This is a genomic window from Mycobacterium sp., from assembly GCF_049608025.1.
In the GTDB taxonomy this organism is placed as follows: Bacteria; Actinomycetota; Actinomycetes; order Mycobacteriales; family Mycobacteriaceae; genus Mycobacterium.
Genome location: NZ_JBMYXC010000020.1, coordinates 13,054 through 33,632 on the forward strand (window position 1 = coordinate 13,054; position 20,579 = coordinate 33,632).

A 20,579-nucleotide genomic window follows, 5' to 3' on the forward strand; every position below is an offset into this window, starting at 1 on the left:
GAACCATCCATGTTCGAGACACCCATCACTGTCGTCGGCACCATCGTCACCAATCCCGAGCGCCGTTGGGTCGGGGAGCAGGAGCTCTTCAAATTCCGGGTGGCCAGCAACTCGCGCCGGCGCACCTCCGAGGGGAATTGGGAACCGGGCAACTCGCTGTACGCCACGGTGAACTGTTGGGGGCGCCTTGTCACGGGCGTAGGGGCAGGGCTCGGGAAGGGCGACGCGGTGATTGTCGTTGGCAACATTTACACGAGTGAATACCAGGACCGCGACGGCAATCGACGCTCGTCGCTCGAGATAAGGGCTGCCTCTGTGGGGCCGGATCTGGCCCGGTGCATTGTCCGCATCGACAAGCGCAGACATCCCGACACCGCCGGTGCCGGGGCTGGCGGCGACGGCCGGGGCGACGGCCAGGCGGACGGTCGAGCAGAACTCGGGGGCGACGGTGAAACAGAACTCGGGGGCGACGGTAGACCAGAGCTCCGGGGCGCCGGCGAGGGCGAGGTCGGGGGAGCAGGCGACGGCCACGGCGACGGCGAGGGCGAGGTCGGGGGAGTGCGCGACGGCCAGGGCGACGGCGACGGCGCTGACGGCGAGTCCGGGTTCGAGGATCCGGGCCTGCCACTGACCGCCTAGCGGCAGACACCGCGGGCACGGCCACGCCTAGTATGGGCCCCGACCATCGCAGGATCGGCAAGAGATCGCGAAGATCGAGAGAGGCGACACTACGGCAATGGCCGAATTCATCTACACGATGCGGAAGGTCCGCAAGGCGCACGGCGACAAGGTCATCCTTGACGACGTCACCCTGAACTTCCTTCCGGGCGCGAAGATCGGCGTCGTCGGCCCCAACGGGGCCGGTAAGTCGAGCGTCTTGCGGATCATGGCCGGATTGGACCAGCCCAACAACGGTGACGCGTTCCTGGCACCCGGCGCGAGCGTGGGCATCCTGGAACAGGAGCCTCACCTCGACGAGACCAAGACGGTTCGCGAGAACGTCGAGGGTGGCGTGGCGATCAAGGGCAAGCTCAACCGGTACAACGAGGTCGCCGAGCTGATGGCCACCGACTACACCGACGAGCTGATGGAGGAGATGGGCAGGCTTCAGGAAGAGTTGGACGCCGCCGATGCGTGGGACATCGACTCGCAACTCGAGCAGGCCATGGATGCGCTGCGCTGCCCGCCTCCCGAAGATCCGGTGACCCAGCTTTCCGGTGGTGAGCGGCGCCGCGTGGCGCTGTGCAAGTTGCTGCTGTCCAAGCCCGATCTGTTGTTGCTCGACGAGCCGACGAACCACCTCGACGCCGAGAGCGTGCTGTGGCTTGAGCAGCATCTCGCCGAGTACAAGGGCGCCATCCTGGCGGTCACACACGACCGGTATTTCCTCGACAATGTCGCCGAGTGGATTCTGGAGCTCGACCGCGGTCGCGCCTACCCCTATGAGGGCAACTACTCGACCTATCTGGAGAAGAAGGCCGAGCGCGTGGCCGTCCAGGGCCGCAAGGACGCCAAGCTGCAAAAGCGACTGCAGGAGGAACTCGCCTGGGTCCGGTCGGGCGCCAAGGCCCGGCAGGCGAAGAACAAGGCGCGTCTCGGTCGATACGAGGAGATGGCGGCCGAGGCCGAGAAGACCCGCAAGCTCGACTTCGAGGAGATCCAGATCCCGACCGGACCACGGTTGGGCAACGTTGTCGTCGAGGTCGAGCACCTCGACAAGGGTTTCGAGGGTAGGCAGCTGATCAAGGACCTGTCGTTCACGCTGCCGCGCAATGGCATCGTCGGGGTCATCGGACCCAACGGCGTCGGCAAGACCACATTGTTCAAGACGATCGTGGGTCTCGAGCAGCCGGACAGTGGCGCCGTCAGGGTCGGCGAGACAGTCAGATTGAGCTACGTCGATCAGAGCCGGGCCGGGATCGACCCCAAGAAGTCGGTCTGGCAGGTGGTCTCCGACGGGCTGGACTATATCGAGGTTGGGCAGAACGAAGTTCCGTCTCGGGCCTATGTGTCGGCGTTCGGGTTCAAGGGTCCCGACCAGCAAAAACCAGCTGGCGTGCTGTCCGGCGGAGAGCGTAACCGGCTGAATCTCGCGCTGACGCTCAAGGAGGGCGGCAACCTGATCCTGCTCGATGAGCCGACCAACGACCTCGACGTCGAAACGCTGAGCTCCTTGGAGAACGCCCTAGAGCACTTCCCCGGCTGTGCCGTGGTGATCTCCCACGATCGGTGGTTCCTCGATCGGACCTGCACGCACATCTTGGCGTGGGAGGGCGAGGATGACAACGATGCCAAGTGGTTCTGGTTCGAGGGCAACTTCGGTGGCTACGAAGAGAACAAAGTGGAGCGGCTCGGTGTGGAAGCGGCCCGTCCGCACAGGGTGACCCACCGAAAGCTCACACGAGGATAGTCTCGTCGTGCGGGCCACGACATCGGCGCCTCTTCGCGGCGTCGGTGACAGCCAACGGGGGCCGGTTCGCATGGGTAAGTCAGGAGCGGCGAATGTCGTTGGATCCGGGTGCCGTCGAGGGCCGATCTGAGCGTGATGTGACTACGGAGGTCATCGACCGGCTTATTCCAGCCTATTTGGCGACCTACCGGGGACCGCATGGCGGCGCTCCCGGTCCGGAGGCTGCAGTGACCGGCCCGATACCGAGCTCGGCCGATGGCGATCTGGCCCTCCCCGCGCTGGTGGGGGCGCAATGCCGGTTGGGTCGTCAGCGATCTCCCGGGACCACCGCCGTCGCTCTCTACGATGCGGACGAACCCGGTGGTTTCGGTCCGGCGCTGCAGGTCATCACCGACAACGCCACGATGCTGATGGATTCGGTCACGGTGCTGCTGCACCGCGTCGGGGTCGCCTACACAGCGATCATGAACCCGGCGCTGCGAGTGCGGCGCGGTGCCGACGGTGAGCTACTCGAGATCGCGCCGGCGTCGGATGCAAGCTTCGGCGACGGTATTGACGAGACCTGGGTGCATATTCAGCTGTCGAAGTCGGTCGATCAGCATGCGCTCGCACAAGCCCAGGAGCTGTTGCCCCGGGTGCTGGCCGACGCCCGCAGGGTGGCACTCGATTCGGCCGCCATGGCTGACAGGCTGCGGGGACTGGCCGACGAGCTCGACGGCGAAACCGGGCAGGACGCTGAGCAGCGCTTCCCGGGCACGGACCGCATGGACGTCGCGGCGTTGTTGCGGTGGCTGACCGACGGGCATTTCGTCGTGCTGGGCTACCAGCGTTGCACCGTGCACGACGGTGAAGCCACTGTCGAAGCCTCCAGTCGGCTCGGGGTGTTGCAACTGCGCGACGATGTGCTGCCCCAGCTGACGCACAAGGATGAGCTGCTAGCCATGGCGCAGGCCACGATCCCCAGTTTTCTGCGGTACGGCGCCTACCCGCAGATCGTGGTGGTCCGTGAGGAATCGGCCGACCAGGACGATTCCTCGGTGTTCGAGCACCGGTTCGTCGGGCTGTTCACCGTCGCGGCGATGAACGCCAACGTTCTGGAGATCCCGTTGGTCTCTCGCCGGGTCAACGACGCGCTGGCGATGGCCGACCGTGATCCGAGCCATCCCGGACAGCTGCTGCTCGACATCATCCAGACCATCTCGCGGCCCGAGCTGTTCGCGCTGAGCGCACGAGACCTGCTGGACATGGCAATGGCGGTCGTCGAGTTGGGGTCTCGCCGCCGGACCTTGTTGTTCATGCGGGCCGACCGCCTCGCGCACTTCGTGTCGTGCCTGGTGTACCTGCCGCGCGACCGTTACACCACCGTCGTACGGTTGGGGATGCAGGACATCCTGGTCCGCGAGCTCGGCGGTGTCAGCATCGACTACGCTGCCCGGGTCAGCGAATCGCCATGGGCGGCTGTGTATTTCACTGTCCTGCTGCCGGATGACTCCCGGCCGGAGGACATCGATGTGTCGGAAGCCAACGAGTCGCGCATTCAGGATCTCCTGACCGAGGCCGCCCGCACCTGGGCGGACCGACTGCTCGGCGCGGTCAAGGCCGGTTCGATCGAGCAGAGCACCGCTGAGCACTATGCGAAAGCCTTCCCCGAGATGTACAAGCAGGCGATCACGCCGGCGGACGCTCTCGAGGACATCGCGATCATCGAAGAGTTGCAGGACGATTCGGTCAAGTTGGTTCTGGACGACGACGCGGACACCGCCGAGGCGGGCATTTCCACCCTGGTCTGGTATCTGGGCGGGAGGTCGGCCTCGCTGAGTCAGCTGCTCCCGATGCTGCAGTCCATGGGCGTTGTGGTGCTCGAGGAGCGACCGTTTACGGTGACCCGCCCGGACGGGCTGCCGGTGTGGATCTACCAGTTCAACATCTCGCGACACGGCGGCATCCCCGAAGCGGCAGCGGGTCCCCACCGCGAGGAAACCGCCCAACGCTTCGCCGACACGGTTGCCGCGATCTGGCACGGTCACGCCGAGGTCGACCGCTTCAACGAACTGGTGTTACGGGCCGGGCTGACCTGGCAGCAGGTTGCTGTCATACGCGCCTACGCCAAATACCTACGGCAGGCCGGATTTCCCTACAGCCAATCCCACATCGGCGACGTGCTCAACGACAACCCGGGCACCACCCGCTCGTTGATCGAACTGTTCGAAGCGTTGTTCGGCCCCGCCGAACAGGTTGAGGGCGCTGCGAACCGGGATGCGCAGGCCGCGGCGGCTGCAGTCTCCGCCGACATCGACGCATTGGTCAGCCTCGACACCGACCGCGTCCTGCGGGCGTTCGCGTCGATGATTCAGGCCACGCTGCGCACCAACTACTTCGTCGTCCGCCCCGACTCGGCTCGCGCGCAGAACGTGTTGTCCTTCAAGCTCAATCCCGGACTGATCGACGATCTGCCGCTGCCGCGGCCCAGGTTCGAGATCTTCGTCTACTCCCCGCGAGTCGAGGGTGTGCACCTGCGATTCGGTTTCGTCGCCCGTGGTGGACTGCGCTGGTCGGATCGGCGCGAAGACTTCCGGACTGAAGTCTTGGGCCTGGTGAAGGCCCAGGCGGTCAAGAATGCCGTCATCGTGCCAGTGGGCGCCAAGGGTGGATTCGTGGTCAAGAGGCCGCCGGAGCCGACCGGCGACCCTGCAGTCGACCGCGACGCGACGCGGGAAGAGGGCGTGGCCTGCTACCGGCTGTTCATCGCCGGGTTGCTCGACATCACCGACAACGTGGACAAAACAAGCGGCGTCGTCGTCACGCCCGCCGAGGTGATCCGGCGCGACGGCGACGATGCCTATCTCGTGGTGGCGGCCGACAAAGGGACCGCGACGTTCTCCGATATCGCCAACGAAGTCGCCAAGTCCTATGGCTTCTGGCTGGGCGATGCGTTCGCCTCGGGTGGGTCTGTCGGGTACGACCACAAGGCGATGGGCATCACTGCCAAAGGTGCATGGGAGTCGGTGAAGCGGCACTTCCAGGAGATGGGTGTGGACACCCAGTCCGAGGAGTTCACCGTCGTCGGCGTCGGCGACATGAGCGGCGACGTGTTCGGCAACGGAATGTTGCTGTCGAAGCACATCCGTCTGCTCGCGGCCTTCGACCACCGGCACATCTTTATCGATCCGAACCCCGATGCCGCGACGTCGTGGCAGGAGCGCAAGCGGTTGTTCGATCTGCCTCGTTCCAGTTGGGAGGATTACGACAGCTCGCTGATCAGCCCGGGTGGTGGGGTGTACCGGCGCGACCAGAAGTCGATCCAGATCAGTTCGGAGGCCCGCGCCGCGCTGGGCATCGACAACGAAGTCTCGAGCCTGACCCCGCCGGCGCTGATGAACGCGATCCTCAAGGCGCCGGCCGACCTGCTCTTCAACGGTGGCATCGGTACCTATGTCAAGGCGGAGTCCGAGTCGGACGCCGCTGTCGGGGACCGGGCCAACGACGCGATCCGGGTTAACGGAAACCAGCTGCGTGCCAAGGTGATCGGCGAGGGGGGCAACCTGGGCGTGACCTCGCTGGGACGCATCGAGTTCGATCTGGTCGGCGGGCGTGTCAACACAGACGCAATGGACAACTCTGCCGGCGTGGACTGCTCCGATCACGAAGTCAACATCAAGATCCTGATCGACTCCCTGGTCACGGCGGGCAAAGTGGATCCCAGCGAGCGCTCCGCACTGCTGCTGTCGATGACCGACGAGGTAGGCCGGCTGGTGCTCGCTGACAACGAGAGTCAGAACGACCTGATGGGCACCAGCCGCGCCAACGCCGCCAGCGTGCTGTCGGTGCATGCCCGGATGATCAAGGACTTCGTCGAGAAACGTGGGCTCAACCGCGAGCTGGAGGCGTTGCCGTCGGAGAAGGAGATTCTCCGTCGCAGCGAAGCCGGTATCGGCCTGACATCGCCCGAACTGGCTACCCTGATGGCCCACGTCAAGCTGGCACTCAAGGCCGACCTCCTGGCCGGCGAACTGCCCGACCAGGAGGTGTTCGCCGCCCGGCTGCCCTCCTACTTTCCGGCCACGCTGCGCGAGCAGTTCGGCAGCGAAATCCGGTCGCACCAGCTGCGTCGCGAGATCGTGGCCACCATGTTGGTCAACGATCTGGTCGACACCGCAGGGATCTCCTATGCCTATCGGGTCACCGAAGACGTCGGGGTTGCACCGATCGACGCGGTACGCAGCTTCGCCGCCGCGGATGCGATCTTCGGATTCGGACGGGTGTGGCACGAGATTCGTGCTGCCGGGGCGGCCGGGGTATCGGTGGCGGTGACTGACCGGATGACCCTCGACCTGAGGAGGCTCATCGATCGTGCGACCCGGTGGCTGCTGAACTTCCGGCCACAACCGCTGGCCGTGGGTGCCGAGATCAACCGATTCGCTGAGAAAGTTGCGGCGCTCACCCCGCGGATGTCGGAGTTGTTGCGTGGCGACGACGAAGCGATTGTTGCGAACGAGGCAGCGGAGTTCACCTCGCGGGGCGTGTCCCAGGATCTGGCCTACATGGTCGCGACCGGCCTGTACCAATTCAGCCTGCTCGACGTGATCGACATTGCCGATATCGCCGACCGTGATCCAGTCGAGGTCGCTGACACCTATTTTTCGCTGATGGACCATCTCGGCACCGACGGTTTGCTCACCGCGGTGTCCCGACTGCCGCGCGATAACCACTGGCACTCCCTGGCCCGCTTAGCGATTCGCGACGACATCTACGGCTCGCTGCGGGCCCTGTGCTTCGACGTGCTGGCGGTGGGCGAGCCCGACGAGAGCGGCCAGGAGAAGCTCGCCGAATGGGAGCTGACGAACAGCTCCCGCGTCGGCAGGGCCCGCCGCACACTCACCGCGCTCTACGAGAGCGGCGGGCATGATCTGGCGACGCTGTCGGTCGCCGCCCGCCAGATTCGCAGCATGACGAGGACGAGTGGAACCGGAACAACTGGGTGATCGAGAGCGCAGCGTGACCAGCCGGCACGGATATACGGCGCCAGTACATGTGCGTTGGTCGGATATCGACATGTACCAGCACGTCAACCATGCGACGATGGTGACGATCCTCGAAGAAGCCCGGATTCCCTTTCTCCGTGAGCCTTTCGGTGATGAAATAACGACGATCGGATTGTTGATCGCCGAGGTGAATATCGTCTACAAGAGCCAACTGAGACTGGTCGATTCGCCGTTGCAAGTCACCATGTGGTCCAAGCGAGTCAGGGCGGTGGACTTCACGGTGGGCTACGAGGTGCGATCGGTCGGTGCGCCGCCCGACTCCAAGCCCGCCGTCATCGCCGACACGCAGTTGGCGGCCGTCCATATCGAGGAACAGCGGCTGCAACGGCTTTCGGCCGGGCAGCGAGACTACCTGCAACACTGGACACGATGATGACCAGCACCGAGCGTGGTGGTTGGCCCGACCGCGGTGTGTGGCTCGACGGCGATGCCCAGCGCGAAGACCTATCGGTGTTCACCGAGCGGGCCCGCCGGTTGGACGAGGCAGCCGTCGTGCGGCTGCGGGAACGTCCGGGTGGCATGATCGTCGCTTGGGTAGCAACAGGTTTCGATGTATTGGTCAGTAAGGTCGTCAGAGGCCGCGTCCGGCCGACAGATCTCTGCGCGGGCGCCGATGTTCTGCTGTCCGGGCTGAAGGGCATGGACAGCGACGGGTACGTCAACCCCGGCTTCGGGATGGAATCGGCCTGGCGGGGCGTCTTGCCGCCGGATACCGGCTTCATGCACCTCGACGACGTGCCTGCGCGCGTGTTGCTGGATCTCGCTGCCAGCGGACTGAGCCTGGCCAAAGATCATTCCAGCGCCCATGGACCGCCCGCGTCGCTGCTGGATCAGGAGGTGGTCGCGGTCAACGAGGGCGGGCACAGCGTCGGCATTCCGATGCGGTGTGTCTTTGCCTTGACCGCGATGGGTTTCCTGCCGCAATCGCAGGCGAAAGCCGACTTCGCAGCGCAGTCGGTCAGCGCCGAGGAAGTGGTGCGGGTGCGGGTGACGCCGGCCTGGCTGCGCATCGACGCCCGCTTCGGCGCCGTCAGCCAGCGTCGCGGAGACCCGGCGGTAGTGCTGCGCTGAAGTGCCCCCGAGTGCCCGCGAGTGCCCGCGAACAGACACTAAGTCGCGTCCATGCGGCCCGATTGATGCGAGTTTGCGTCTGCTGACCGACAGGACGGTGCCCGTGACCGACAGGACGGGCCCGAAGCTCACACAACGCTGCGGGTAGGCACAGAGCGCGGGTAGGCACAGAGCGCGGCGGGCCGCCTCAGAACGGCGCGTTGACCATTGAATCGGCCGCCATCTCCAGATAGGCGATCAGTTCCTGTCTGTGGGCATCGTCGAGCGTCTCGGCGTCGATCTCAGCCACTGCGATGTGCATGCACCGCAGCCACGCGTCTCGTTCGAGGAAACCGATTCGAAACGGTGCGTGACGCATCCGCAGCCGCGGGTGTCCGCGTTGGTCGGAGTAGGTGCGTGGACCACCCCAATACTGCTCGAGGAACATTCGCAGCCGATCTTCGGCGGCCTCGAAGTCATCCTCGGGATAGAGCGGACGCAGGATCTCGTCCTCGCGCACCAGTGCGTAGAACCGCGCCACGATGGTGCGGAACGTTGCGTGTCCACCCACTGCCGAATAGAACGACATCTGCTTGTCGTCTGACCCGTTGCCGTCTGAAATATTGCCCCCGCGCATCGGCTCCCATTGTGGGTCATGGGCGTCGCCACTCGCACAAGTGGGCCGCGACATGGGCCGGCCGGCCCATGCTGACCCTTAGGTGAAGTTCATCGAACCGACCAGCGAACACGACCAGAAATGCCGTGCGATCGGCGATGATCCATGGTGGACTGTCGGACGGAGGACGTATGGCGCAGCGCAGGAACAGTCGCGGCCACCGGCACCACCGGTCCGCAGCAGGCTCATCCCGGTCGACAGCAAGTACCCCTCCGCGCGCGTTGCACAGCGTTGTTCAGGGCGTCGACACGATTTCAGCGCCGACGCGGGAGCCGTCACTCTGGAGTCGCAGGCGGGTTCTGCTGCTCAATTCGACATACGAACCCCTCACGGCGCTGCCGATGCGCCGCGCTGTGATCATGCTGATGTGCGGCAAGGCCGATGTGGTTCACGATGACCCGATGGGGCCGGTGGTCCATTCTGCGAGCCGGAGCATCGTTGTCCCGTCGGTCATCCGGCTGCGGACCTACGTACGGGTTCCCTATCGTGCGCGCATCCCGATGACCAGGGCGGCTCTAATGCATCGCGACAGGTTCCGGTGCGCCTACTGCGGAGCCAAGGCAGACACCGTCGACCACGTTGTTCCCCGTAGCCGTGGCGGTGCCCACTCGTGGGAGAACTGCGTCGCCGCATGCTCGGGATGCAACCACCGCAAGGCCGACCGGTTGTTGACCGAACTGGGTTGGAAGCTGCATACGACTCCGCTGCCGCCCAAAGGTCAGCATTGGCGGCTGCTGTCCAGCATCAAAGAACTCGACCCGGCTTGGGCCCGATATCTGGGTGAGGGCGCGGCCTGACCGGGTCGTGGGTTACGGTTTCCTGGTGACCTCGACCGCACTGATCCACGCCAGCTTCCTGGTGGTTCCGCTGGCGCTGACGCTGATTTTGTCCCTGTTCATCTTCGCCAAGAAGGGGCCGCACCCCGCAACGTATGACATGTCGAAAAAGTGGACGCACGAACCGATTCTCTGGGCTTCTGCGGAACCCACCGACCACGGCCACGGCGGTCACGGTTCGCACCTGACTGTGGGAGGTGGCGCAAGTGGCAAGTGGTGATATCGCGACGGCCGGATCCGGTGCTCTGGCGGAGCTGCCCCGTGGCTGGGTAGTCACCTCCAGCGGGCGGGTCTCAAATGTCACCGAGCCGGGCGTCTTGTCGGTGCAGTACCCGTTCCCGAACATTGACCTGGTGGTTCTCGACAACGCGCTGAAGTTCGGTTCGCGTGCCGCCCACGCTCGCTTCGCGGTGTACGTCGGCGACCTTGGTTCCGATACCGCGGCCACCGCGCGCGAGATCCTGGCGCAGGTTCCGACTCCCGACAACGCGGTGTTGCTGGCTGTGTCACCTGACCAGAAGGCCATCGAGGTGGTCTACGGTTCCGAGGTCAAGGGCCGGGGCGTCGAGGAATCGGCCCCTCTCGGAGTGTCGGCTGCCGCCGCTTCCTTCAAAGAGGGCAACCTGATCGACGGGTTGATCAGCGGTGTGCGGGTGCTCTCGGCCGGCATCTCACCTCGCTGAGCGCTGGTCTCTAACCGGCGTCGAACTGTCGCGCCCGCAGGGAACGTTCGACTCCCGCGCGTCCCTCCAGCACCAGCCTGTGCAACGCCGGTGGTAGTTCGGGATCGGCGAGAAACTCGTCGGCGGCGTCCAGAGCGCTCTGGCTGATGTCCCACGACGGGTACAGCCCAACGACCACGGTCTGCGCGACCTCACTCGATCGTCGTTCCCACACACCGGGGATCGCACTGAAGTACCGGTCCCGGAACGGGGCTAGCAACTCCCCCTGACCGGGCCGCACAAACCCGCCGATGATCGATCGCGCGGTGATGTTCGCCAGCGTGTCGTCCTCGATGACTTGTTGCCATGCTGACTCCTTGACCGACGTCTGCGGCCTGGCGGCCGCCGCGGCCGCCGCCTGACGCCGCCCCGCGGCGGTGCGGTCGTTGTCCGCCTCCGCATCGATGAAAGGTGTCTCCACAGCGTCGGCATCAAGATTTCCGCTGGCGGCCAGCGCGGTGACGATGCGCCATCGCAGATCGGTGTCGATCGCCAGACCTGGCATATTCACCGCTGCCGGTTCGCTGTCCAGGAGTGTGGACAGCACCGCGACATGGTTGGGTGACAGCACTGATGTGCACAGCGCATTGACGAAAGCCAGTTGATGGTCGGAACCCGGGGCAGACTCCCGTGCCAGGTCCAGCAGCGCATCCCCGAAGGCCGGCCAGCCGTTTTCGGCCGCCCACGCGGGTTCGGCATAGGAGCCCAGCGCGGTCTGCGCCTGCAAGACGAGGCGCTGTGCCACGCCCACCTCAGACTCGGCGTGCAGGCCACTCATCACCAGCGCGACGAAATCGCGGGCGCGCAACTCGCCGTCGCGGGTCATCTCCCACGCTGCCGACCATGCGAGTGTGCGGGGCAGGGGGTCGGCGATGTCGGCAATGCGGGTCAGCACCGTCTGCAGCGACTCGGGGTCTAGGCGCAATGAGCAATAGGTCAGGTCGTCGTCGTTGACAAGGATCAGCTTTCCCCGCGACATCCCCCGCATCGCGGGCAAGTCAGTGGTCGGACCGTCCACGTCAAGCTCCTGGCGGTGCACCCGAACCAACTTGCCGGGGCCGTCTCCGTCTTCGTCGTCGTAGATACCGACCGCGAGCCGATGCACCCGGGTCTCACCCGCGCCCGGCTTGGCGCCCCCCTGATCGATCGCGAAACGGGTGAACTTGCCGTCGGCGTCGACGTCGAAATCCGGCCGCAAGGTGTTCAGGCCGGTGGTCCTGAGCCACTGGCGGCCCCACCCAGACAGGTCGCGACCAGACGACTTCTCCAGTGCGCCAAGCAAGTCGGCGAACGTCGCATTACCGAAAGCGTGGTCGGCGAAGTAGGCTCGCAGCCCGGCAAGAAATGCTTCGACGCCCACGTAGGCCACCAACTGTTTGAGCACGCTGGCGCCCTTGGCGTAGGTGATGCCGTCAAAGTTCACCTCGACGGCGTGCAGGTCCGGGATGTCGGCGGCCACCGGATGGGTCGAGGGCAGCTGATCCTGCCGGTACGCCCACGACTTCTCGACGTTGGCGAACGTCGTCCATGCCTGCGTGTACTCGGTGGCCTCGGCCTGGCACAGCACCGAGGCGAACGTCGCGAAGGACTCGTTGAGCCACAGGTCGTCCCACCACCGCATGGTGACCAGGTCGCCGAACCACATGTGTGCCATCTCGTGCAGCACGGTCTCGGCGCGTCGCTCATAGGACGCCCGGGTAACTTTCGACCGGAAGACGTAATCCTCCAGGAAAGTCACCGCTCCGGCGTTCTCCATCGCGCCCGCGTTGAATTCCGGCACGAACAGCTGATCGTACTTACCGAAGGCATACGGCGTGCCGAAGTTGTTGTGGTAGAACGCAAATCCTTGCTTCGTCTCGGTGAACAGCCGCTCTTCGTCCATGTACTCGGCCAACGACTTACGGCAGAAGATGCCCAACGGAATGTCGCCGTGATCGTCGGAGTACAGGTCATCCCAGCGCGCGTAGGGGCCGGCGATCAGCGCCACCAAGTAGGTGCTCATCCGGGGCGTGGCCTTGAATGTGTGCCGGCTGGTCTCACCGATCTGTTCGGTACTGACGGTGGCGCCGTTGGAAATCACCTGCCAGTGTGCGGGCGCGGTGACGGTGATATCGAATGCGGCCTTGAGGTCGGGCTGATCGAAGCAGGCGAACATCCGCTTGGCGTCGGCGGTTTCGAACTGCGAGTAGAGGTACACCTCGTCGTCGACCGGGTCGACGAAACGGTGCAGCCCTTCACCGGTGTTCGAATAGCGGCAGTGTGCGTCGACGACCAGCCTGTTGCGTGCTGCAAGGCCCGTCAAGGGGATGCCGGTGGACTCGTCGTAGCCCGACACGTCGATGCCGACGCCGTTGAGGGTGGCGCTGCGGACGGTATCGGCTGCGAGGTCGATGTAGGTGTCGGCCCCGGCGAGTGCGTCGAATTCGACGGTCGTCAGGGAGTGGAATGTGTTCTCACCCGGCTTGCCGTTGCCGTCGGTCAGGTCCAGGGCGACGTGATAGCTGTCGACGGTGACCAGGGCGGCGCGCTCGGCGGCTTGGTCGCGGGTCAGATTAGGAAGGGCCACGCCGGTCAACATTAGCCTCACAATGGGAAGACACCATGGGCGCCGGTGGTTGTGTCCAACGGGCGTGGGCACAACTGATGGGGGCACACCGGGCGTCTGCACAACGAACGTCTGTCGACTGTGCGATTGTTTTAAAAAGTGTTGAGGAGAAGATCCATGTCTGAGAAGTCCCGCGCCGATTTCTGGTTCGACCCGCTGTGCCCGTGGTGCTGGATCACCTCGCGCTGGATTCTGGAAGTGGAAAAGGTTCGCGACATCGAGGTCACCTTCCATGTGATGAGCCTCGCTGTCCTCAACGAGGGCAGAGAACTGCCTGAGGGCTATCAGGAGCTGATGACCAAGGCGTGGGGCCCGGTGCGGGTGGCTATCGCCGCCGAGCAACTCAAGGGCCCCGAGGTCCTGGGGCCGTTGTACGCGGCGATGGGCACCAGGATCCACAACCGGGGCTACCGAGACTTCGACAGTGATTTCAGCCAAGTGATCAAGGAGTCACTCGATGAGGTCGGACTGCCTGCGGACTTGGCCGAAGCGGCGACTTCGGAGGTCCACGACGAAGCGTTGCGCGCCAGCCATCACGTCGGCATGGACGCAGTCGGTGAGGACGTCGGCACCCCCACGATCCACGTCAACGGAGTGGCATTCTTCGGGCCGGTGCTATCTCGCATCCCGCGCGGCGAGGAAGCGGGGAAATTGTGGGACGCATCGGTCACCTTTGCGTCCTATCCGCACTTCTGGGAGCTGAAGCGCACCCGAACCGAGCCGCCCAGCTTCGACTGATGCCGTGATGGGGAAATCCCTGCTGGACATGCTCGATGTGGCCGTCGAGGAGGCGCGAACTGGGTTGTCGGAGGGCGGAGTCCCGATCGGCGCCGCGCTGTTCACGACGGAGGGCTCGCTGCTGGGCAGTGGGCGTAACCGGCGCGTGCAACTCGGTGACCCTTCCGTTCACGCCGAGACCGACGCGTTCCGCAGCGCCGGCCGTCAGCGCGGCTACCGCTCGACGATCATGGTGACCACGCTCTCGCCGTGCTGGTATTGCAGCGGGCTGGTGCGGCAATTCAACATCGGCGCCGTGGTGATCGGGGAGAGCAGGACTTTCCACGGCGGGCAGGACTGGCTGGCCGAGAACGGGGTGTCGGTCACAGTTATCGACGACCAGCGATGCGTGTCGATGATGGGTGAGTTCATCCTGGCCAACCCCGACCTGTGGGCCGAAGATATCGGTGAATGAGGCTGGGGCTGAGTGAGAATCCTCAATTGATCGCTAAGTGGTCTGGCGGGCCTCGGCGCACATCTCGATCGCTTTGTCGGTGTAGACCCGGTAGCCCAAGTCAGGCTGATAGCCGTGAATCTCGGGGGTGTCCAGGTCGCGCAGGAAGGTCAGGATCTCCCGGCTGAACAGTTGTCCCGGAACCAGCACCGGAAAGCCGGGTGGGTAGGGCGTGACGAAGGTCGCTGACACGACGTCGATGCCCGCATCCAGTTTCTCGTCGATCTCCTCGCCGGAGAGGTATTCGCAGTTGGCATCCTCGTAGGACAGGTAGAAGGCGCCACGAACATCTCCTTCGGGTGTGGCATCCGGTCCCGGCTGGCCGCGAAACGCGGGGTGGAAACCACTGAAGTTGGGTAGCGGCGCGGAGCCGCCGGTGAGCTTGTGCACCTTCTTCTCGAACCTGCCGCGCTCGACCAAACCCATCTCCGATAGTCGCTCATCGACTTCACTGCCGATCTTGACCAGGACTTCCACCAGAAATGCCACCGAGCTGCGGGTGGTGCCGATATTGGTCATGAACAGCACAGTGTTGCGCGAGGTCTTGTTGATCTGGACGCCGTAGCGGTCCATCAACTCGTCGCGCTTGAACGCGTCTCCGTCGTAGCCGGTTTTGCCGATGAACAGGGTGACTCGCGATGGGTCGAGGACGAACTCGTCTGTTTCCCAAGCCGTGATCATGTTGCGCAGGCCCGAGCGCAGGGGCTGGGCCAGGTGAGCAGCCCGGTATTCCTCGGGAATCAGGTCGGAGGTGCGCAGGCAGGTCGCGTACTTGCTGAGCAGTGGATGGTTGTCGATCGCGTCGCGCAGCTGCATGGCGTTCTCTATCTGGCGAGAAACCAGCTCATAACCTTCGAGTGCGGCCTGACGGCGCCCGAGGTCCATCGAGGCCAGGATCTGGTAATTCGGAGAGGTTGACGTATGGGCCATGTAGGCCTCGTGGAACGGCTCGGCGGCTTTCTGTTCGAAATCCTGGTCGAAGACGTGGATCATCGAACCCTGCCGCAGCGATGTCAGCGTCTTGTGCGTCGACTGGGTTGCGTAAACGCGAACACGCGCCTTGGCCGGGTCGGGCAGGAGCCGGCGATTCAGCAGGTCTTCGTCGCTCGGCGGGTGTTCGGTATCTTGTGCCAATTGCTCTTCATAGGCCTTGGCATAGTCCTTGTCGGCCAATTGTTTTCGCAGCGCGCGTGCTGCCGCCATCGCTGTGCGGGTCCGGTACACCGGGTGGAAACGCGCGAACGCAAACCAGGCCTCGTCCCAGAGAAATACCAGGTCGGGTTTGATCGCCAGACACTCCTGCATGACTCGTTCGACGTCGTAGACGATGCCGTCGAAGGTGCAGTTGGTCAGCGACATCATTTTGACGCGGTCGAGTTTTCCGGCACGTTTGAGCGCCAACAGTTTTGACTTGATCTCGCGCAGCGGAACCGCACCATACAAGGTGTATTCGGTGAGCGGGTATGCCTCCAGGTAGATCACATTGGCGCCGGCCATCATCATTCCGTAGTGATGCGACTGGTGACAGTTGCGGTCCAACAGCACGATTTCGCCGGGCGCAACCAGTGCCTGCGTGACGATCTTGTTGGCCGTCGACGTGCCGTTGGTGACGAAAAAGGTCTGTTTGGAGCCGAATGTCTTGGCGGCCAGATCTTGGGCCTCCCGCAATGGTCCGGTCGGCTCCAGCAGAGAATCCAGTCCACCGGTGGTGGCCGACGTTTCCGCCATGAAGACGTCCAGTCCATAGAAACCGACCATGTCTTGGATCCAATGCGAGTTCACAATGGACTTGCCCTGCGAGATGGGCAGCGCGTGAAAAACTCCGGTCGGGCGATGACTGTATTGCTTGAGCGCGCTGAAGAACGGGGACTGATATCGGGCTGCGACTCCGTACAGGATGCTGAGGTGCAGTTCGAGGAAGCCTTCCCTGGCGTGGAAAACGCGCCGGAAGTTCGTGTCTGTCCGGCCGGCTGTTTTCTCAACCTCTAACTCGGTCATCAGGTAGAGGTCCAGCTCGGGCCTGAGGTCGGTCAGAGCCGCCGCGAGGACTTCGGCCCACTCGCCAGGTGCCGCGCCGTCCTCGAGTCTTTCCGATACGCCCGTGTCGACGAAATCGGCGAGCGCCGACAAGTCGCGGGCGGATTTGGCGGTAAACCGTCGCCCTATGACGACTGCCTGCAAGTTCACGTTGAGCCGGGCAGCGACAAGCGCCTCGGCCACGCTGGACACCAAAACCAGGTCGTATGTGAATTCGTCATCGGGTCGGCGCCAGCGCTGCACTGCTGCCCGCACTGTGCGTTTCTGCTCGTCGTTCAGGGCTTCGACAGCCAGAACCTCGAAGTACGGCCGCTCGTGGGTGTACGCCACCGGTTGAACTTCCAACTGGGGCTGATCCTGGGCAAGAACATCGTGGTTGTCGAGGTCCGCAATATCGATACCGCCGCGGCGATATACCTCGGTGGACAGCGCGCGGTTGATTTGGGCCACCGCGTGGGCAAATTTGTCGTAGCGGGCGGTGGCGAACAGTCGATCGAGCTTTGCGAACCGCGGTGCTCCCGGATACGCCCATAAAGGCTCGAACGGCGTCAGCCTGGCCAGTAATTCCTCGCAGATGGCAAGTTGCGCGGCTGTGGGTTTCCCGGCAGCCGCTGCGCGGGTCAGCTGATCCGCAGCGTCTTCAAGACGACACCAGGCGTCGGCCCTGAGCTGCCAGACGCTGTTGTACGCGCGCGACGAATCTGCCATATGCCATCACCAAACCTTTCACTGAAAAACCATATGTCACTTCGGGCACATCGGGATCTGCATCAGTGCAACGAACGCTCGGTGAACGTGACATAAATGCCAGATGTCGCGGCGTGTCACCGAGCAAACGCGCGCGTTCGCCAATGCTGGGCGACGGTAGTGTGTCCGAATGCGCGTCTACCTCGGGGCCGACCACGCCGGATACGAGCTCAAGCAGGCCATCATCGAGCATCTGAAGGCGACTGGGCACGATCCGGTCGACTGTGGTGCCTTCAACTACGACGCCGAAGACGACTATCCGGCGTTCTGCATCGCGGCCGCGGAAAAGACGGTCGCTGACCCGGGGAGCCTGGGCATCGTGCTCGGCGGCTCTGGCAACGGCGAGCAGATCGCGGCCAACAAGGTTCCAGGGGCCCGTTGCGCGTTGGGCTGGAGCACGGAGACAGCCTCGCTGGCCCGCCAGCACAACAACGCGCAACTGATCGGGATCGGCGGCCGCATGCACACCACCGCCGACGCGCTGGCCATCGTCGACGCGTTCCTGGCTACCCCGTGGTCAGAAGCTCCGCGGCATCAACGCCGCGTCGACATCCTGGCCGAGTACGAGCGCACCCACGTCGCGCCGCCGGTACCCCGCGCCTAGGCCGTTCGACTCGATGCCTGAGGGCCATACTCTGCACCGATTGGCCCGGCAGCACCAGCGTCGCTTCGGCCGGGCGCCGGTGATCGTCTCGAGCCCGCAGGGCAGATTCTCCGATGGTGCCGCCACCGTGAGCGGCCGCACTCTGAAGAAGGCCACCGCCTGGGGCAAGCACCTGTTTCACCACTACGACGGCGGCCGCGCGGTGCACGTGCATCTGGGTCTGTACGGAACGTTCACCGAGTGGTCCCTGCCCGAGGACGGGGAACAGCCGCTTCCCGTCGGGCAGGTGCGGATGCGGATGCTCGGCACCGACCACGGCACCGACCTGCGCGGTCCGACCGTCTGCGAGGTGATCGAGACACCGGAGATCGCCGACGTGGTCGCCAAGCTGGGCCCCGATCCGCTGCGCGCTGATGCCGACCCGTCACTGGCGTGGCGCCGAATCGCGAAGTCCCGAAGGACCATCGGGGCGCTGCTCATGGATCAGGGCGTCATCGCCGGTGTGGGAAACGTGTACCGCAGCGAACTGCTCTTTCGCCACCGCATCGACCCGCTTCGTGCCGGCACGGCGATCACCGCCGAGGGATTCGATGCAATGTGGGTCGACCTCGTCGCACTCATGAAGGTCGGCGTGCGGACAGGCAAGATCGTGGTCGTGCGGCCCGAGCACGACCACGGCGCGCCGTCATACCGGTCACACCGACCGCGCACCTACGTGTACCGGCGCGCGGGCGATCCGTGCCGGGTGTGCAGATCCGAAATCCGCAGCTCAGTGCTGGAAGGACGCAACCTTTTCTGGTGCCCCACGTGTCAGAGCTGACCCGGTGAGCCGGTGCTGGGGACGGCGCGGTTCGACCTGAAGGGCGGCGTGAGCCCAGTCCTCACGGGATTACCACAGCCGGGCCGTGGACAATCTGCTGCGTGGAACTGATCCTGGTAGTCGTCGGCGCCATCATCGTCACCGCGATCGCGCATCGGCGCGGACTTGTGCCGGCGCTGACCATCGTCGTCGTCGGCATCGCCGTGTCGTTTGTCCCCGGTTTCAAGGCGCCGGAGTTGGACTCGCATATCCTGCTGTCGGTGGTGCTGCCGCCGCTGCTGTACTCGGCCGCACTGAACTTCTCGTTTCCGACGTTTCTGCGCAACATCAAACCGATCCTGGGTCTAGGCCTCGGACTTGTCGTGGTCACCGCGTTCACCGTCGCGACGGCGTCCTCGTTTCTGTTGGTCATGCCCCTCACCTTCGGCACCGCATTGGTCCTCGGCGCGATCGTCGCGCCACCCGACGCCGTCACGGCCGTGGCGGTGGGTCGCAAGCTCGGCCTGCCCAAGCGGGTCATGTCGATCCTGACCGGCGAGAGCCTGATCAACGATGCCGCAGCCCTGACACTGTTCACCGTGGCGGTGGCGCATGTCACCGGAAAGCACCCGTTCATCGAGGATCCTTTCCTGCTGTTCGGCTACAGTGCTGTGCTCGGTCCGCTGGTGGGTACCGCCCTGGGTTATTTGACGCTGTGGATCCGCAGAAAGCTGGACAACCCTGCCCTGGAGACGGTGCAGGGGTTGATGGTGCCCTTCGGGGCGTTCCTGCTGGCTGATCAGATCCACGCCTCTGGCGTGCTGGCGGTGGTGGCGGCCGGTTTCGTGGTGGGCAGCGGGACGTTGGAGGCCGGCTATCAGACCCGGCTCCAGGAGCGGTACGTATGGAGCTCAGTGGACGTGCTGCTGGAGGCGTTCGTCTTCGCCTACATCGGCTTGAACCTGACGTCCGTACTGGAGGATCTCAACGATGCGCACGGTTCACTGACCCAGGTCGCGGTGTCTTCGGCGGTGGTGCTGTTGATCGTGTTTGTGGTCCGGACGGTGTCGGTCTTCACGATGTTCGGCGGTGAATCGCTGTCGCGCCCGGCTGAGAAGAGGTTGAGCATCCCGGCCCCGGATAGCGAGGCATCGGGAGCGCCAGGCGTTCGGCGGCAGCCGGGGACAGGGCGCAAGTGGCAAACCTCACCGCGCCGCACGATGAGCTGGCAGGAGAACGTCGTGGTCTCCTGGACGGGGATGCGCGGTGTGGTGACGTTGGCCGCCGCCGCCGCCATTCCGGCGACGACGGCTGCTGGGGAACCGTTCCCGGAGCGCGCCACGATTCAGGCGATCGCGTTCGTGGTCACCCTCGGCACCCTGTTGTTGCAAGGCACGACCCTGCCGCTGTTGATTCGGCGCCTGGATCTGTCATCCGAGCGTGAGCGCGCGTTGGTTCATGTGGAGACCCACAAGGCCAAACAGGTGGCGCACGAAGCCGCTGACGAGGTGCTCGCCGAGTTCCAGGCCGACCCCCCTGCCGGCCTGGACCTCAAGGCGCTCGCCGAGATCCGGCACACGATTGTGCGGCAGTACCAGGACGTAGACGAGCTACCCGATCGCGGGGCCCACACATTGCGCGCGGTGACATTCACCCGGCTGTACCGCGACGTGTTGTCCGCGCAGCGGGCGGCGCTCATATATGAACGTGACGCCGGACGTCTTGACGACGACGCGGTGCGGATGATGCTCGAGCGACTCGATCTGCAGGAGGCGGGGGTGTCGGCGCGCCTGCAGAGCCGCCTTTGACCCGACGGCGGC

Annotated in this window: 15 protein-coding genes and 1 pseudogene; 13 read left to right on the top strand and 3 right to left on the bottom strand. The window is 64.6% G+C overall.

The window, feature by feature from the left end; translation table 11 throughout:
• Window positions 1-9 precede the first annotated feature (9 nt).
• The 5 genes and pseudogenes from ACPGXI_RS09180 to ACPGXI_RS09200 form a co-directional block, all read left to right on the top strand.
• Window positions 10-480, top strand: a pseudogene (locus tag ACPGXI_RS09180) (single-stranded DNA-binding protein); the annotation flags it as partial.
• Window positions 481-736: 256 nt separating this feature from the next.
• Complete coding sequence (ettA, locus tag ACPGXI_RS09185; protein WP_526652040.1) at window positions 737-2,410, top strand: energy-dependent translational throttle protein EttA; 1,674 nt, start codon at window positions 737-739, stop codon at window positions 2,408-2,410.
• A 92-nt stretch (window positions 2,411-2,502) separates the two neighbouring features.
• A complete protein-coding gene (locus ACPGXI_RS09190) occupies window positions 2,503-7,392 on the top strand; it encodes an NAD-glutamate dehydrogenase (protein ID WP_526652042.1) in 4,890 nt (1,629 codons plus the stop codon).
• 13 nt (window positions 7,393-7,405) lie between these two features.
• Window positions 7,406-7,825, top strand: coding sequence for an acyl-CoA thioesterase (locus tag ACPGXI_RS09195; RefSeq protein ID WP_526652083.1), 420 nt, complete (start codon window positions 7,406-7,408; stop codon window positions 7,823-7,825).
• Window positions 7,825-8,523, top strand: coding sequence for a DUF8185 domain-containing protein (locus ACPGXI_RS09200; protein WP_526652085.1), 699 nt, complete (start codon window positions 7,825-7,827; stop codon window positions 8,521-8,523). Before ACPGXI_RS09195 ends, ACPGXI_RS09200 begins: the two co-directional genes overlap by 1 nt.
• A gap of 187 nt (window positions 8,524-8,710) precedes the next feature.
• Here the strand turns inward: ACPGXI_RS09200 and ACPGXI_RS09205 are convergent, their stop codons facing one another.
• On the bottom strand, window positions 8,711-9,091 hold the full coding sequence (locus ACPGXI_RS09205; RefSeq protein ID WP_526652087.1) for a globin: 381 nt from the start codon (window positions 9,089-9,091) through the stop codon (window positions 8,711-8,713).
• A 218-nt stretch (window positions 9,092-9,309) separates the two neighbouring features.
• On the opposite strand from ACPGXI_RS09205, the gene ACPGXI_RS09210 reads away from it, so the two are divergent.
• The 3 genes from ACPGXI_RS09210 to ACPGXI_RS09220 are packed head-to-tail and all read left to right on the top strand — an operon-like array spanning window position 9,310 to window position 10,697.
• Entirely contained in the window at window positions 9,310-9,975 is a 666-nt protein-coding gene (locus ACPGXI_RS09210; protein WP_526652044.1) for an HNH endonuclease signature motif containing protein, read from the top strand.
• Window positions 9,976-10,000: 25 nt separating this feature from the next.
• Window positions 10,001-10,234, top strand: a complete 234-nt coding sequence (gene ctaJ / locus ACPGXI_RS09215) for an aa3-type cytochrome oxidase subunit CtaJ (protein ID WP_526652046.1) — start codon at window positions 10,001-10,003, stop codon at window positions 10,232-10,234.
• The gene (locus ACPGXI_RS09220) at window positions 10,221-10,697 is read left to right on the top strand and encodes a DUF5130 family protein (RefSeq protein WP_526652048.1); all 477 of its coding nucleotides are present in this window, start codon (window positions 10,221-10,223) and stop codon (window positions 10,695-10,697) included. Before ctaJ ends, ACPGXI_RS09220 begins: the two co-directional genes overlap by 14 nt.
• Before the next feature lie 10 nt (window positions 10,698-10,707).
• Here ACPGXI_RS09220 and pepN read toward each other — a convergent pair whose 3' ends face one another.
• Window positions 10,708-13,302, bottom strand: coding sequence for an aminopeptidase N (gene pepN, locus ACPGXI_RS09225; RefSeq protein ID WP_526652050.1), 2,595 nt, complete (start codon window positions 13,300-13,302; stop codon window positions 10,708-10,710).
• 156 nt (window positions 13,303-13,458) lie between these two features.
• Here pepN and ACPGXI_RS09230 point away from each other — a divergent pair, with 156 nt between their 5' ends.
• Both ACPGXI_RS09230 and ACPGXI_RS09235 read left to right on the top strand, forming a co-directional pair.
• Complete coding sequence (locus ACPGXI_RS09230; RefSeq protein ID WP_526652052.1) at window positions 13,459-14,079, top strand: mycothiol-dependent nitroreductase Rv2466c family protein; 621 nt, start codon at window positions 13,459-13,461, stop codon at window positions 14,077-14,079.
• A gap of 7 nt (window positions 14,080-14,086) precedes the next feature.
• Window positions 14,087-14,533 (top strand): nucleoside deaminase, encoded by a 447-nt coding sequence (locus tag ACPGXI_RS09235; RefSeq protein WP_526652089.1) that lies wholly within the window; start codon window positions 14,087-14,089, stop codon window positions 14,531-14,533.
• Window positions 14,534-14,566: 33 nt separating this feature from the next.
• On the opposite strand, the gene ACPGXI_RS09240 is transcribed toward ACPGXI_RS09235, so the two are convergent.
• A complete protein-coding gene (locus ACPGXI_RS09240; protein ID WP_526652054.1) occupies window positions 14,567-17,317 on the bottom strand; it encodes a PLP-dependent aminotransferase family protein in 2,751 nt (916 codons plus the stop codon).
• A 169-nt stretch (window positions 17,318-17,486) separates the two neighbouring features.
• Between ACPGXI_RS09240 and ACPGXI_RS09245 the strand changes: the two genes are divergently transcribed.
• From ACPGXI_RS09245 to ACPGXI_RS09255, 3 genes are all read left to right on the top strand, one after another.
• Window positions 17,487-17,960: a ribose-5-phosphate isomerase gene (locus ACPGXI_RS09245; protein WP_526652056.1), complete on the top strand. Its 474-nt coding sequence runs from the start codon at window positions 17,487-17,489 to the stop codon at window positions 17,958-17,960.
• Window positions 17,961-17,973: 13 nt separating this feature from the next.
• Complete coding sequence (locus ACPGXI_RS09250; protein WP_526652058.1) at window positions 17,974-18,780, top strand: Fpg/Nei family DNA glycosylase; 807 nt, start codon at window positions 17,974-17,976, stop codon at window positions 18,778-18,780.
• 101 nt (window positions 18,781-18,881) lie between these two features.
• Entirely contained in the window at window positions 18,882-20,567 is a 1,686-nt protein-coding gene (locus ACPGXI_RS09255; protein WP_526652060.1) for a cation:proton antiporter, read from the top strand.
• The last annotated feature ends 12 nt before the right edge of the window (window positions 20,568-20,579 follow it).